This window comes from Cupriavidus sp. 05T313, assembly GCF_056396665.1.
Genome location: NZ_JBFTLX010000099.1, coordinates 1 through 14,924, shown reverse-complemented (window position 1 = coordinate 14,924; position 14,924 = coordinate 1). Strand labels below are relative to the sequence as shown.

The following is a 14,924-nucleotide window of genomic DNA, read 5'->3' as shown; positions in this document are numbered from 1 at the left end:
ATCGTGATACTCACCATTGATGGGAAGTCGGTGGCCTTTGGCCTGCAGTGGCAAGTGCTGCTGCGGCAAGGCAGTGAAGAGGCGGTCGCGCGCAAGGCCGGCGCCACGATGCTGTGGGCGGACCGTGCCGGGCAATACGTTGGCCTGCTGCCCGCGAAGACCAAGCGCCCCGCGAAGCGGGCGACGGTCTACGCCGGCGCGCAGCTGATCCTGCGCGCGACGGGGGTGCAGAATCTGATGTACGTGTCGGAGATTCCCGGTCAGGACGGCTATGTTGCCGTGGGGATTCATCACCGGCGGCCACGCCAGGGCTTCGATCACGCCTTTCTGCGTGCCGCGGAGGTCAAGGCGCTGATCGATGAGTTCACCAAGATCTGTGGCAGCGAGCCATTCAGCCTGATCGGCGATGCACGCTTGGATGGCATCGAGACGCTGAGCCTGCTGGAACTGGCGCTGCTCGCGGATCCCAGCGCTGCCATGCGCCGGCCGAAACTGCGCGTCACGCCAATCCAGGGTGTCGCCTTGCTCGTCCTGCTCGGTGGCATCGGCGTCGGCTGGCAAACCTACAGCAAGTGGCGGGCAACGCAGCTCGCGGAAGAGGCGGTGCGGAAGACGCAGACCCCGGCGGAACAATATGCCCAAGCGCTCAGCGTGGTCAGCGCCTCGCCGCTGTTCCTCGCCACGGGTATCAATGACTACCTGGATTGGGTGAGGGGACTGCCGGTGTCGGTCGGCGGCTGGGGCGTGAAGTCGGTCGATTGCGAACCCAAGGACACCCCGCGCTTGGGCTGTGTGGTCCGGCTCGAACGCAACTTCTCCCAGGCGTCGAATGAGAGCTTCCTGGCAGCGGCCCCAGCCGAGTGGGCGAAGTCCGCAGCATTCGACCCAGACCAGCGCACGGTGCGGGTTTCGATCACGGCGCCCCTGGCTAGCACCAAGACGGTTGGGGACGTGCTCAAGCTCGCCCGATCGCGGGCCGAACTGACACAGGACTTTATCCCGACACTGCAAAAGATGGCCGTGCTGGGCACGGAACCGAAGATGGGCAACATCAAGCCCTTCCGGCTTCCTGATGGCGTTCCCGAAGATGCAGTGCCAGGTCTGTACCGGGAGGCGACGTGGACCGTGCAGTTGCCACTTCGCACTGCCGCGGTGCTGAAGACCTTCCCCGAGTATGCCTACCTCACCGCGCTGTCCCTCAACCTGGAGCGCAATGGCAAGGCTGGCACTGCCGAATCGTTCGCGACCGTCAAAGTGGCGGGCGCGGTTCTCACCAAGTAAGAAAAGGACCTGACCGTGAAGACGACCCAAATTATCACCGCGCTTGCCGCGGCCATGCTCTGCCAGGCGGCGACTGCCCAAACCGACGTCCCGACGGTGGGGGAAATTGAACGTCTGGAGAACAAGCTCACGATCAAGCGGCTCAACGACGAATTGCTCAAGCCAGGCGCGGGCGTGGCCGGCATCGCCACCCCGGGTGTGGCGGTGGCAGCGCCGGCAGGCGGCCCAGGTGTTCTCGCAGCGCCTGCGGTGGAAGCGAAGCCGTATGTGGCGGCTATCTACGGCGTGAGCAACGCGGACGGCACTATGGATTATCACGGACGCCTCAACTGGAACGGCCGCATCTATCCGATCCGCACCGGCGCGCGTGTTGCCGGTTACCAGGTACGGCGCCTGACGGCAGAAGGTGCGGTCCTCGCCCCAGTCGGGCAGCGCGGCAAGGGCGGACACACCGTCTGGGCTCCCACGATGTGATTCCAAAGGACCGACCGTGCTCAATCGATTGTTTGGGAGGAAGACGCCACAGGCGCCGCTCTCCGTTAGCCTGGCGCCGGCGACGCCGGCCGCTAGTCATGGCCGCCGCGCCAGCGCGGCGGCCGGCGGCTACCAGACGGCCCCGAAGCCGGTCGAACACATTGACGACCTGCCGCCGTTCACCAAGAAGCTGTACGAGGAGATCAACCTTCAGGCCTCATTCCGGCATTACATCTGCCCCGTTGAGACGGAGGCCAACCGCTTCGCGCTGATCCTGACCGAGAACATGATCAACTCGGACATCGCCAACGAGCTGATCAAGGCCCTTTCCTTCAAACGCGAGGCCGCAGAGCCGATCTACTACATCGCGTCGACCGTGGTGATGGTGGAGCTATGCCGCGATGGGGTGATGGAGAACAAGCCGAAGACGAAAGCGCTGGCCAGCGGACTGAATTCGCGCAACAGAAACTCCGCACTCTGGTCACAGTTTGAGAACATCGTCGGGTTCGCGGTCGAAACCAACGCCTCCGACTTGCACTTCGAGATTGAACGGCTGCAGGAGCGGTCCAAGGTGGGCTTCCGGGTCGACGGCAAGCTGATCCGCCCGCGGGAATTCGAGATCAAGACTGGCGACCTGCTGGATACGTCGGCGTATCTCTACAACATCCATAGCCGTTCTGGTTCGGAGAACGCCTTCAACGAGAACAAGCCGCAGGCCTGCCAGATCCGGGCGGATGTTGCCGACCACCGCCTGCTGTTTCGTTGGGCCTCCAACCAGTCCGCGAAGGGCACCAAGATCGTCATGCGGATGCTGACCCAGGACGAGGCCCAGTCGATTCGCACGCTCGAGGAGCTCGGCTACCTGCCCGACCAGATCGCGGCCTGGAAGCGTACCATCGGCCGCCTCGGCGGCGGTACGATCACCGCCGGTGTGGTCGGGTCGGGTAAGTCGACCACCGCCCAGACCATCATGACGATGTTGCCGTCGACCATGGCGAAGTACACCGTGGAGGATCCGGTCGAGTACATCATCCCGGACACCACCCAGTTCTCCGTGTCCCGGTCGATGAACGATACTGGCAACGACCCGTTTCTGGCGGTGAAGCGCCAGCTCAAGCGGATGGACCCGGATGCGGTCCTGATCGGTGAAATCCGGGACCATGAAAGCGCGGGACTCTTCCGAGATATCGCTGAATCCGGTCACCGCGCCTTCTCGACGGTGCACGCACCGAGCGCCATCGACACCATCACCATGCGCCTCACGTCCGATGAATTGGGCATCCCGCGCGACGTGATCGCGACACCTGGCTTCATGAACCTGCTGGTGTACCAGGCGCTGTTGCCGATCAACTGTCCCAAGTGCAAGGTTGACCATGTGCAGGCCAAGTGGATCAGCGAGGCGTATCTTGCCCGCATCGAGCGCGTGTTTGGTATCGACCGGAAGGTCCTGCGGTTCGCCAATCCAGAGGGCTGCCCGCATTGCCGCCGGGCCGGGCTGCCGGAATTGCATGGTGTCAAGGGCAGAACGGTCGTCGCCGAGATGATCGAGCTGGATCAGACCATGCTCAAGATGTTCCGGGAGCGGCAGAACCTGGAGCTGAAGGCCTACGTGCGCTCGCTCAACCGGTCCCGATTCTATGAGGAGGCCAGCACGGGCAAGACGGTGCTGGAAGTCTCGATGTTCAAGGTCTCCCGCGGCGAGATCGATCCGCGCGAGGTCGAATATAAGTTCGGCACCTTCGAGCAGTACGAAATGCAGCTCGCCTCCGAGACGGGCCTGCGCCGCGTGGCCTAGGCAGTTCCATCACGCACTAGAGACATCCAATGCCATTTTTTCGTAAGTCGTCATCGGACCCGGTTGCCAAGGTGCACTCGGTGGGCTTTACCACCAAGCACGAGTTCAGCAGCGAGCGCGGTGAATTCTACGTCGACCTCGCGCAGAGCATGCGCGCCATGCGTGGGGTGCCGATCACACAGTTCCTGGAGAACTATGCGAAGCGGTACCAGAAGCGTGCGATCGGCAAGATGGCCCAGTATTGGCTGATCCGTTTCGCGGAGACGGGCACCTTTACCGAATCGATTCGTGGCACTGTGCCCGACGAGGACCTGACGCTGCTGGCCGTGTCGGAGAATGCCGGCGACCTGGCTTCCGGCMTGCAGTCGTTGGGGGAAAACATCGTCGCGATGGCCAAGACCAAGCAGGAAATGATCATGACCATGGCCTCTGGCCTCGTCCTGATCGTGCTGCTGCACGTCTTCCTCGCCATTCAGGCATTCATGGTCATGCCGCAGCTCGAGAAGGCCATGACGGCGAATGCCGACCCGGCATCCATCGGCCTGCTGCCCAGCTTCCTGTTCGGCGCGGCGACGCTGATCCGCACCTGGTGGCCACTGGAGATCGCTGTCGTGTCCGCCGTCCTTGTCTGGATCTTCTGGTCGTTGCCGCGGTACACCGGGCCCGGCCGCGCGTGGCTGGACAATCATTTCTTGCCCTATGAGATGTACCGGGACTTCCAGGGCGCGGCCTTCTTTGTGGCGCTGGGCTCGGTCACCAAGCTGATCGGCTCGCAGATCATCCAGATCGCGGACGCGCTGCAGCGCATCCGGCAAAACTCGGTGAGTTGGCTGGCATGGCACATAGACCAGATCATGCGGAATATGGAGGAAGAGCCGACTTCCAAGGGCGCGCTGTTCAACACGGGCATTGTCAATGAGCGCAACTATTACCGCGTGGTGGATATCGCGGAATACGCGGAGCTGTCGACGATGCTCAACGAGGTCGGCGCGCTCATCATGACGACGGCCCCAGTCGAGATGCAGAAGAAGGCCGGCAAGTCCCGGTTCGCACTGATGCTCACGTGCGTGGTGCTGATGTTCGGACTCTATGGCTCGACGCTGTTCATGATCAACGACTTCAAGAACCAAGCGCAGATCAAGAGCCTGAAGCGCTAGGCAGACGCTTGGCTGGGAATCACGTCGGGGTGCCGCAAGGCACCCCGATTTGCTTTTGCGCGGGCACGCCGAATCAGGACGACTTTGCTAGCGCATTCGAGCCGAGATTGCGGGCACCGACAGGGAAACTGTGTCTCGAAGGCGGCGCATCGCGGCCTTACACCCAGGACCATTTCCGCTCAAGGAGCTACCTCGTATGCAAGCCTCAACGCTATCCCGCCGTCGCGCCGTTCATCGCGCAGAACTGCAGCGCCTTCGCGCCGCCGGTGCTTCCAAACTGACCCTGATGCGCGCGCAGGCCGGTTACAGCATGGTCGAAGTCGGCCTGGTACTGGTCATTGTCGCGCTCGCCCTGGTCGGTGTGATCCTGTATTTCTCCAGCAACAGCTCCGCCAGCCAAGCGACATCGCTGTCCGGCGACCTCACCAGTCTCATCGGCAAGGTCAAGCAAGGGTATCAGGGCAACTACGCCAACGTCACCAATGCGGCGCTCACATCAGGCGGCTTTTTCCGTGGCCTGGGTAGCATCAACGCGAGTGGTGCTACCCCAACGCTTGCGCTGGGTGGCGGCACGCTTACGGTGACCACGGGCACCGTCAATACGGCCGGCGACTCGGTGCAATATGCGCTGACGCAGATCCCCGATAGCGCCTGCCTGCCGCTGGTGTCCGCGCTGGCCAGCAGCGTCGCGTTCCTGTCGATCGCACCGAATGGCGGTACCGCTTCGGTCGTGAAGGCGGTCGGTGGCGTCGTCGACCCGTCGAAGATTGCCTGCTCGAACGACAAGAACACGCTGGTCATCAAGGCGCTGTAACCACCTGAGTCCGGCGCGCAATACTAGCGTCGGGCCGTCTGCAGTCTCCGGTGGCGCGGCCGTGAGCCGCGCCACAGTTCCACCAACGCGACATCCATCTTGCGATCATCCATGCCAAAGCTCCGAATCCATAGGGCCGCTCGCCGGCAGCGCCGCGATGGCGGCTTCCTGATGATCGAGATGGGGCTGTACCTCATTATCGCGGCCATGATCATTGCGACGGTGAAGCTGCCGGAGATGATCCGCGAGATCGAAGACAACCAAGCAATCGGTGCAGGCCAATATGCCACCACCATACGCACCGCCGTCAATCGCTACGTGGTGGGCAACAAGACTCAGGTCGTAGCCGGCGCGGTACCCGGGTTCGCGAATGCGCTCGCGCCAACAGTGCAGGAACTGATCGCCACGCAGTATTTGCCAACTGGCTTTGGCCTCCGGACGCCGCTCGGCCAGACCCTCAAGGTTCAGCTTGCCCTACAGGCATGCCCTGGAGCGAACTGCGAGGTGATGGGGCTTGCCTACTCGGCGCAGGCACTGAACGACGAGGCAGGGCGGCCGCGGATTCCGCTCCTGGCCGTGGCGAGCTCGACGATCGGCTCCGACGGCTATATCTCGTTCCCGGCGGCGCCGGCAGTGTTGACCGGGGCAGGGGGCAGCAGCACCGCGAATCCGGTCGCCGGCACACCAGCCGGGATCCTAGGCATTCGGGTCGGGTTCGGCAGCTACGGCTACGCGAATATCGCGTCAGACCTGATCGGGCCTTGCGTGAGCATCACGAGCTTTGACGGCCAGATTAAGGTTAAGTGCAACGGCAGTGTCACGGTCACGGACGGCACCAACACGTCGACGTTGAACGCGGCTGGGTTTTCCAATCCGACCGGGACCGTTCAATCGAAGGACGTGGCGACAACGGGGGAGAATTATCTTCGCGGCACGGCAACGGCCAACACCGCTTGCACCGTGCCAGGATCAACACGGACCAATGCCAACGGCACCGGCCTGGTGGTGTGCGGCAATGGCATCTGGCAGCCAGTCGGCACGGCCGTCGCCAATATCATCGCCGGCATGGCCTGCGGGACCAACGGGCAGATAGCAACCAGCGGCAGCAACGTTGGCTTCATCTGCCGAGGGGGGCAGTATCAGCTACTGACGACGGCATTCGGGGCGATGACGGTCACCCGCAAGATCGAGAACGTCACGGACGGCATGATCTTCGCCAAGGACAACTGCCCGGGTGGCACCCCGTGGGCGCTGTATACCGGGAAGCTACTACTCGTGAATGGGACGGGCCATGTTATGCCGACGATCGAGGGCAGCTACTATGCTGCGGTGGACAACGGGAACACGTGGTACGCGCAGGCTTCTGGAAGGTCCGCTAGCGGCTGGTATAGCGGCAATGACGTCGCTAACATGGGCGGACAACTGGTCGGTATCCTCACGACGGGGTGCGCCTATTGAGCGAGGGATGCTGATCGAGAAAAAGCCCCGCTGGCGGGGCTTTTTTTCAATCGGCTATGGGATGCTGTATCGAATAATCGAGATCTGCCCATCTGCAGCCTCAAAGACCTCGATAGCAGTGTTAACAAGGTCGTCGCAACCCCCCAGTTCCGTCAAGACGACACCAAACAAATCTCGCTGTCGGATCAGGTCCATCGGAAACTCAGAATTGAGGCAAACAAGTCCCGCGTGGATCTCCGCGCGCGCATGGATGCCGCTCGGTGGCCCGCCGGTAGGTCCTCGGAAATCCCGCGCATTGTGAGTCACCAATGTGTAGTCCTCGGCCAGAACGTGGCGCATCAGATCATGATCCTTGAGGCCCAGCCAGCCCCGGTTCCGCACGCAAGTGGTCTCAGGATGCCCAGCAGATAGCGCCATCGAAACCAGGTCCGGAGAGAGACATTCGTCTATGAGGAACTTAAAGCCCATTATCGTGAGCTTCCTGGACGTACGATCTTAGTGCTCTGAACTTTCCACGTTGGATTGGCATCTGCGAGTTTGCGAGGCCGGCCGCGCCTTGGATGGATTTGTTGATAGACCTCAGCGTCCTGAATCAAATCTGACGTTAGAAATGTGTAGGCCTCCCGAAGGCGGTCGTGGCTTAGTCCGGCAGCTTTGGAACTTGTCACAATGTCAATCGGCACTCGCGTGCCCGCAAATACAGGGACACCTCCCATGACAGCCGGGTCCTCCGTGATACTCCGGTTAGCCCGTTCGACGCTGGCGGCACGATCCAGACCTACGAGAATGAAGTCGGACAGCTCGATCGATCCAAATGAGAGTTTGACCTTCCAATCGAATGCGGAGAGCGGAAAATGCAACGCTAGAAAGATCTCAGAATCACCTCGGCTCAAAAGCCGATCCGTGAGAATCTCAAGCACTCTGCGGCGCAAGGACTTGCTGAGATCATCGCTAGTTTCGAAATAGAACTTTGCGAACGGTCCAACTATGCGGGCGAACTGACGCCCATCCTCGCGATCTACCAGATCGTGAGGCAACACGTCTTCGTCGACGGCCCGGTTGATCTCCTTGTCCGTAAGGCCCGCAATGAAGGCAACTTCAGACGAGGGGACCCAAGATGATGAGTGTCTCATGAGGTACCTATTAAATATTCCAGATATCCGGAATAATTATAGGGCATTTCGTCTGAGTGTCGGGCTCAGCGCGGGACATTTGCTCAGGTGCGCCCTTCGGGGCAGCGGGACGGCTGAGGCGGCTTGGTCTCTGGGACGGGCGCCGACGACGCCCGCGGGGCGGACTGCCTGCTCGGCGCCGGTCCTGGCAGGGGGACTATGCTGCTGTCGTGCAGACAGGCGTCGGCGGCCTCCGGCATCGCGGAAAGATCGAGCTGCGGCCTGGTGCCTGCGCAGGGATGCCTGGCTGCTGGGACGGACGCTGGCGACGGCTGCCGGTGTAGGTCGGCAGCGGCATGTCGGCTGCTCTGCGCCCGCCATGAGGGCACGTGCTAGGCGGGCACATCCGGTACATGGTCGCAGCCGCGCAGAACCGGTGCTACCTCGTCCCAGCGATCCGCTCGCCTTGAGGCCAAAACAGCGGCCAGCGCTCGCGGGCCTGCCTAGCCGATTTCTCGCGCACGAGCTGACGTGCTAGTCGTGCTGCATTAGTTGCTCAAGTGCCTTCGCTTCCTGACGGCGCCGACGATCCTCTTGCTCAGCGATGACGCGCAAGGTCGCGTGTTTAAGCAGAGACCCATCAGTTAACACTGCGGCGAACGTTCTCAATTCCTCAAGGGAAATTCGGACCGGCTGGCATGTCGATTTTATGGCGGAAGGGCAACAAGGCACCATCGCACACGCAAGGAAAAAAGAGTCGCCGTCCTAGCTAGGATCGGCGACTTCACGGAGTGTGTCGACTAAGTCGGGGGGGCTTAACGACTGTTCCAGCATAGGGCTGTTCGAGAAGCTATCTAATCCCGCTTTGGGGGGATAAAACTGGCTTCGAAGCCTCCCTCAAAGCACGTCTCTCGCCTAGCGCCTTCTGGATCCATTGCTGCGGGCGTGGCCTCACTAGTGCGCAAAGCGCCGCACGTCCAACGCAATCCGTGCATATGAGGATACTAGAATGCGACGATCCAGCCCCGGTCCGTAAGCACAACAGGGAGAATCTCAGCGCGTTCGCCAGCAGCGCTCCCTTTGAGCTTGGGAAATGCGGCCTGAACGTCAGGCAAGTTGGACCATGGAGCGAGATCGACTTTCGCGGTGTAATGGACCAGCGCCCGCTGGGTACCAAGGACAGTCTCAGGGCCTTCCCATCTCGTGACATTTAGGAGACTTCTTTTGCCGTAACATAGATCACCATCGGCGGCGTCCGCCATTCCTTGGCCGCGCGAGCCGGTGCGGAAAAATGGCTTCGCTGCTGGAGTTGGTTTATAGCGACGCATCTTCTGGAGGTAAGGACTCCGGCCATCGGAACTGCGAAGGTCCACCGTCTCCTCTGAATAGGCCACAAGCCCGGCTGCGGCCAGAGCGTCCATCTTCGTTACCGGGCTACCAGGCCGGCGCCAGGCGCTGTCGGTGAAATCTTCTGTCTTGATGTCCAGCGGCCACTTGTTCAATCCGAGGCAGAGCTCTCCATTTTCCGCTAAATACGTGCTGATGGCTGTGCCGAAATTCTGGGAGTTCGCGGTGGACTTACCGCAAGCTGTTACTGTGATCGCCAGGATAAATCCGACAATAGCCGTGATAGTTTGCTTACTCATCCGTTGGCGCGGGAGACCTCGGCTGTAGGGCCAGGGAGGGGTAGCGCACGACGCGTGGCGTCGCCCCAGTGCCCGCTCTCCTTTGTAGATGGCGCTACGCTGGTTACGAGAAACGGCCCGCCGAAGCGGGCCATCCAGAACTTGCTTTAGGGATAGGTCTTAAAGGACCAACTCTTACTGATCGGCACGCCGTTGCGCGCGCCGCTGAACGTCGCGGTGTAGGTGACTGCAGAGCCAAGCGGGGTCAGGGGGATGAAAAACGCAACCCCAGGGTTCAGCCCGCTGTCGGTCACGGCTGACCCAACCGATGCCGACTTCGCGTTCGGAGCTATCAGAATTCGACCGGGGACCGAAGCCCCGTTCCCATCCACAAGCGTGAACGACCCGACACTCAGCACGTCCGAGATGAGATCTGCGCGAACCCGGACCATAATTGGATGGCCGGGATTGGCGATGTCCGGTGCAGGTTGCGGCGTTTCACCGCCCAGCGCCCGATCAATGGTCTCTCCGTCCAGTGGCGAATAGGCAATGGCAGTTGCTGACATCTGTTGACCGCCTCCCACTGGAGTGCCGCTGTTCGTCGACACTCCAGTTTGTCCGGTGAATGTGCCAAGCTCAATCACGCAAGCGGTTTTGAAACCAAGTCCAACTGACTCAGCATTGCTAGTTAGTGATTGCAGGTGATAGACACTGTTCGTTAGACCGATGATGCATKAAGCTGCAGAACCACCGCCGCCGATATCCTCCGCTACCCAAGTGGATGCGGGGACGCCTGCCTTCGTTGCGCGGTCACGAGGATTCGCACCGGTGTAGCCGGGCTTTAGCGGATCTTCGGCATGTGCCAGCAAGATACCGTTCATATTGATATAGTCGGAGTGGGCTTGGGCCGCGATGTCGAGGAGCGGATCCTGCGCGAGCGCCCCGACACCCATCTGCACTCGGTAGTTATTGAGCAACGCGAACAGCTTGGAGCGTTCATCAGTGGCGGCATACGTCGGAGCAGGGACGCTCGTGGCCGGRGAAACTGACGTGGGCACTGCCGGCGTAACAGGGGTTGTAGGTGTTGTGGGCGTGGTAGGGGAACTGGTCGACGGCTGAGTATTGACGGCTTCACTACCACCACCACCGCACCCCGACAGCGCAGCAACGATGGACAAAATGAGGATTGTCTTTTGCATGATTGATTGACCTTTCCGATGGGTTGGTGCTTTGAAGCACAACCTCAATTTATCGCGAACATTTGTCCGTGCAACTCTAGCATGCACCGATTCGACGACCACACTTTGAGGCATAGCATCCCCCGTAAGTGGGGAAGAATGGTTGCACACTTCCGTAGCAATCGAATCCGCTATTCTTCTGTAGTTCTTTCACGCGCGATGCGTGGGCCGGATGTACCCATACTGCGATAGAGCCGTCTCCCACATTCTTGTGGGGAGAGATCCGGCGGGACAACCAGAGAACATTCGGTGAGGAATCTCCATGTCGCGACCCCTAATACTTGCCGCTGCCGCGGCGCTTGCCTGCCTCAGGCCCGCCTGGGCGGAACTCATTACTCTTCCAGAGGTGCCGATCACAGTTGCAGATTGCAAGCCCGGCTACGAATGGAGGACAGTCGGAGGAGTGGCTCGATGCACACCAAAGATTACTGACACCTGCCAAAACCACGGCTACTGGCCCACCGACCAAGGCGGCGGCTCCGCATACGTCCCTGGTGTTGGCACCTGCTATAACGATAAGCCGCCGCCGGTGTACGTGCCGCCACCACCGCCACCACCGGCGTGCTACTACTCGGGCACCCAGTTCATTAGTATCGTCGGGTGGGCTTCGGACTTCTCCTCGGAGCCGGCTTCGGTAACCGTGCGATACGCGTGGGGTGGCGACCAAATTGTCATTGCGACGATAGCCGGGCGAGCGGATTGGCCCAACTACCCGCAACTCTCCCCGGGCGGATCGATGTATAACGCAATGGTGTCGGTGATGGCTGCGCGAGGATTCCGTCCGGGCGGTGTCGCGACCCAATGGGGCGCATGGAACGATGGAGGACCCTACGCGTCGGCCTGGGGCGGCGTGACCTATCAGATTTGTCCAAACTGATGGGCGCCAGGCCAAGACGTCCCGCTCTCCTTTGGTTGAAGCTGGTCGCGTCGCTTCTCCTCGTTGCGGCCGGGCCGGCCCAAGCCTTTTGTTTCGACGAGGCCGCCGCGCGGTATGGCGTCAACCCATATGTTCTGCGCGGCATAGCCTTTGTCGAATCCGGCTTTCGCGCGGACAGCGTTAGCCGCAACTCGGATGGCTCAATAGACTACGGTGCGATGCAGATAAACAGCGTGCACCTGCCGGAGCTGCGGCGTTTCGGCATCGCGCCGCCGCAACTCATGGTGCCCTGCACGAACGTGATGGTCGCGGCCTATCTATATAGGAAGAAGATCGACCGCTACGGCAACTCTTGGCTGGCCGTCGGCGCCTACCATTCGGAGACGCCGGAGTACCGAGACGCCTACTGGCCGAAGGTTAAGGCCGCGGTCGACGGCTGGGTTGGGGCGGTGCGCTAAGTCCAGGCGCGCAAGCTTGGTACTCGCTTAGCCGCCAAAGGGCTGCCCGTCCGCCGCGCCCGTTTCCGTGAGTGCTCGTGCCTCGCATGCCGCCAGCAGCGCGGGATACTTCTCAGGGATCGCATCGAGGAAGCGGAGGCGCAACGCCTTCCGTGCTTCTCGAATCCCAACGTGCCAATGATAGAGATCGATTTCGTACTCGAATATGCGCATCCTGCGCATCAGCGCCTCCACGGCAGCCTCCTCGTCCGATAGCAGGTACGACCGGCCGATAAGCAGCTGCTCCATCTCGACGACGGGTACTTCGATGGCCGTCTGCTCGGACACCTCCATGATTTGCGCGCGCTTGCGCTCGAGCGCTGGAATGACATTGGCGGCGCGCTGGCGGGCTGCTTCCTTGGCCTGGGCGAATGCATCCGATGCCTCAACCTGCAGGACGCGGTAGCGCCCGTAGAGGAGGGAGGGGCGGCCCGAGCTGGTCTCGCTCAGGCGATATGCCTCGTCGGCGGCACCAAGGAGGCGCTGGATAAGCGACTTGTTCCAGCCGCGCTCAAGAAGCTGTGCAACCGTGTAGTAGTGATCGAGCGGAGGGATGGGAGGGAATGGAGATGGCATCCGGATAGTCTATGCGGAACCGCGCGCAGCACTGAGGCCGAAAGGTGTGGAAAACGCGGCTGCTCTCAGCCTGGCACCGGCGAGTTTGGAAGCAATTCCGGCAAATGGATGGCCAATTATTTGCCGGAATTCGCCAACGAGATAGAGCATTCGGGGCTAGCCGAGAGAGCATAATCGGCCAAAATGGTCCCGATTTTTCGCCACAAGTTGTTAATTTCTCTTTATAAATCAATGGCTTGATCGGCCACGAATTTGCCCGCGCGGGCAAATTCGAGCGGGCCGCGGAGCCAACCGCGCGATTCGGTGGAGTGCGGCTTCGAGGAGCACGCCAATGTGGTCGGCGCGATCACCATCCAATTCGGCCTGTCGCGTAGCGACACCTAGGCGGCGCCGTCCGACGATGTTGAATTCCGGTAAAGAGCTAGCTAAATATTTTCCAGAATTCCCATTTCTGCCAATAAAAACAACGACTTAGAGAGGCCAGAAGTGTTCACGGTGAACAGCGGAATGGGGCGGGGAAGCGATCCCGCCCCTGAGTGCGGGGGGCGGGCCGGACAAGCCGATAGAGTCTCGCCTAAGAGGAGACGCCCCAGCAGTAATAGCCGCGCGCATTCGCCATGATCGGGTTCGAGACCTTCCGGATGTCGGCGGCCGGAAAGCGCTTGCGAAGCGCTTCCTCGAACAGACCCAGACCGCCCCCGGTGAGAAGCACGTTGTCGAACGCAGACGACTTAACCCGGTTCATGAAGCGGTCAACCATCTCCTCGACGAGTTCCTTGGCTCGCGCATGGAATGGCTGCATATCGACATTGCCCAGACCCACCAAGGACAACTGCTGGCGTGACAGGCACAGCTCGGCGGTCCGATAATCAATGTAGGTTCCCAGCRCCTTGGTCATGTGATCGGCGAGCGAGTAGACGATCGATGTCACGCCACCTGAAATGGCGCCGGATTCATCGTAGACCGGTTTAGTCCCTCGCGACGCATACCAGTCGAATGTTCGTGCGCCTGGATCGATCGTAAGGTTGTTGCGGTCATCCTCAATCTCGCGTCTGCGGTCTTGTCCTTCGTCCACAGCCCAGGCGACCAGGCTGCCGACGGGTTGCGGCAGGATGCTCACTTCCTCGATCCGGACCGACACCTCCCGTCCATACGTACCCTGGAGCGGAGCGGGGACTGGAACGGAAAGTGCCTTGTGCTGATATTGCTCCTGCAGCTGGTCGCGATGGAGCTTGAAGGTAGAGATCGGCAGGCCGAGGATTAGAACCGGGATGGTTCGACGGAGGATACCGGTCTTCAAAAACATGTAGTGCAGGCCGCCGATTACCTGGGCTTTGTATTCAGGGCGGCTGCAATAGTCGTCGGCGATCATCGGCTCCAGGGCATGCAGGTGCGTGTCTGGGCCGACTAGGTAGTATTGGCCGTCGACAGTGACGCGCACCTCGTCCAGGCTGTGCTCTTTGCGGTGCAGACGATGGGCGTCGGCCGTTGAGCCAGTGCCTTCCGGTTTGGTGCGCGCTGGGTACACCAGCTCGCCATCGCCCCAACACTGCTTGAGGTTCCCGAAGCCAACATCCATTCCTACCGCGAATCGGGCGGCGTTGTGACTCGACATAAAGCTGCTCCTTAGAAATCGTGCTTCCCGATTTTGGACTCGCCTTGGCGCTGCGCAACTGGCGAATACGCCGTCGAAACGGTGCCGTATTGAGCTTTCTCCAGCATCTCGAAGGCCCGAATGAGAAGCGACTTCGCATATTGCGCGCGCTGGCGGCTCCCAGCATGGCTTGGATACTGTTTTAGCCTTTTATGCAAGGGGCCGTCGTCGGGATTTATGCAAATCTCTACGTAAATCGAATCGGTTTTTCTCATGCTTTCGCCTTGTTCGGGAAATGCTCGTAGCATGCTTAAAAAATAAGCAAAAATGGGGTGGCTTATTAAGTACAAAAAGCTATAAAATTAATCAATTCCGTAGCATGTTCGTAGCAATATTTTTTTCTATCGGAGCTTTGAAGTCAAAAGC

Annotated in this window: 14 protein-coding genes; 7 read left to right on the top strand and 7 right to left on the bottom strand. The window is 60.7% G+C overall.

Annotated elements, in window-relative coordinates:
• Positions 1 to 3: 3 nt before the first annotated feature.
• The 6 genes from AC1DKD_RS21195 to AC1DKD_RS21170 all read left to right on the top strand — a co-directional run bounded on the left by AC1DKD_RS21195 (position 4) and on the right by AC1DKD_RS21170 (position 6,979).
• A complete protein-coding gene (locus AC1DKD_RS21195) occupies positions 4 to 1,281 on the top strand; it encodes a hypothetical protein (protein ID WP_477103131.1) in 1,278 nt (425 codons plus the stop codon).
• Positions 1,282 to 1,296: 15 nt separating this feature from the next.
• The gene (locus tag AC1DKD_RS21190; RefSeq protein ID WP_477103130.1) at positions 1,297 to 1,755 is read left to right on the top strand and encodes a hypothetical protein; all 459 of its coding nucleotides are present in this window, start codon (positions 1,297 to 1,299) and stop codon (positions 1,753 to 1,755) included.
• A gap of 16 nt (positions 1,756 to 1,771) precedes the next feature.
• Positions 1,772 to 3,550 (top strand): GspE/PulE family protein, encoded by a 1,779-nt coding sequence (locus AC1DKD_RS21185; RefSeq protein WP_477103129.1) that lies wholly within the window; start codon positions 1,772 to 1,774, stop codon positions 3,548 to 3,550.
• A gap of 29 nt (positions 3,551 to 3,579) precedes the next feature.
• Positions 3,580 to 4,707 (top strand): type II secretion system F family protein, encoded by a 1,128-nt coding sequence (locus tag AC1DKD_RS21180; RefSeq protein WP_477143669.1) that lies wholly within the window; start codon positions 3,580 to 3,582, stop codon positions 4,705 to 4,707.
• Between the two features lie 196 nt (positions 4,708 to 4,903).
• Positions 4,904 to 5,521: a type II secretion system protein gene (locus AC1DKD_RS21175; protein WP_477103127.1), complete on the top strand. Its 618-nt coding sequence runs from the start codon at positions 4,904 to 4,906 to the stop codon at positions 5,519 to 5,521.
• Positions 5,522 to 5,632: 111 nt separating this feature from the next.
• Positions 5,633 to 6,979 (top strand): shufflon system plasmid conjugative transfer pilus tip adhesin PilV, encoded by a 1,347-nt coding sequence (locus AC1DKD_RS21170; protein WP_477103126.1) that lies wholly within the window; start codon positions 5,633 to 5,635, stop codon positions 6,977 to 6,979.
• A gap of 54 nt (positions 6,980 to 7,033) precedes the next feature.
• Here AC1DKD_RS21170 and AC1DKD_RS21165 read toward each other — a convergent pair whose 3' ends face one another.
• The 4 genes from AC1DKD_RS21165 to AC1DKD_RS21150 all read right to left on the bottom strand — a co-directional run bounded on the left by AC1DKD_RS21165 (position 7,034) and on the right by AC1DKD_RS21150 (position 10,915).
• Positions 7,034 to 7,447, bottom strand: coding sequence for a DUF5615 family PIN-like protein (locus tag AC1DKD_RS21165; protein ID WP_477103125.1), 414 nt, complete (start codon positions 7,445 to 7,447; stop codon positions 7,034 to 7,036).
• A complete protein-coding gene (locus tag AC1DKD_RS21160; RefSeq protein WP_477103124.1) occupies positions 7,447 to 8,112 on the bottom strand; it encodes a DUF433 domain-containing protein in 666 nt (221 codons plus the stop codon). Before AC1DKD_RS21160 ends, AC1DKD_RS21165 begins: the two co-directional genes overlap by 1 nt.
• A 983-nt stretch (positions 8,113 to 9,095) precedes the next feature.
• On the bottom strand, positions 9,096 to 9,737 hold the full coding sequence (locus AC1DKD_RS21155) for a hypothetical protein (RefSeq protein ID WP_477103123.1): 642 nt from the start codon (positions 9,735 to 9,737) through the stop codon (positions 9,096 to 9,098).
• Positions 9,738 to 9,883: 146 nt separating this feature from the next.
• Positions 9,884 to 10,915, bottom strand: coding sequence for a CAP domain-containing protein (locus AC1DKD_RS21150; protein WP_477143668.1), 1,032 nt, complete (start codon positions 10,913 to 10,915; stop codon positions 9,884 to 9,886).
• Between the two features lie 951 nt (positions 10,916 to 11,866).
• Here AC1DKD_RS21150 and AC1DKD_RS21145 point away from each other — a divergent pair.
• Entirely contained in the window at positions 11,867 to 12,289 is a 423-nt protein-coding gene (locus AC1DKD_RS21145; protein ID WP_477103121.1) for a lytic transglycosylase domain-containing protein, read from the top strand.
• A 27-nt stretch (positions 12,290 to 12,316) separates the two neighbouring features.
• Here the strand turns inward: AC1DKD_RS21145 and AC1DKD_RS21140 are convergent, their stop codons facing one another.
• From AC1DKD_RS21140 to AC1DKD_RS21130, 3 genes are all read right to left on the bottom strand, one after another.
• Complete coding sequence (locus AC1DKD_RS21140) at positions 12,317 to 12,904, bottom strand: hypothetical protein (protein ID WP_477103120.1); 588 nt, start codon at positions 12,902 to 12,904, stop codon at positions 12,317 to 12,319.
• Between the two features lie 574 nt (positions 12,905 to 13,478).
• Positions 13,479 to 14,519: a ParM/StbA family protein gene (locus AC1DKD_RS21135; protein WP_477143667.1), complete on the bottom strand. Its 1,041-nt coding sequence runs from the start codon at positions 14,517 to 14,519 to the stop codon at positions 13,479 to 13,481.
• Positions 14,520 to 14,530: 11 nt separating this feature from the next.
• A complete protein-coding gene (locus AC1DKD_RS21130; RefSeq protein WP_477103118.1) occupies positions 14,531 to 14,773 on the bottom strand; it encodes a hypothetical protein in 243 nt (80 codons plus the stop codon).
• Positions 14,774 to 14,924: the final 151 nt, after the last annotated feature.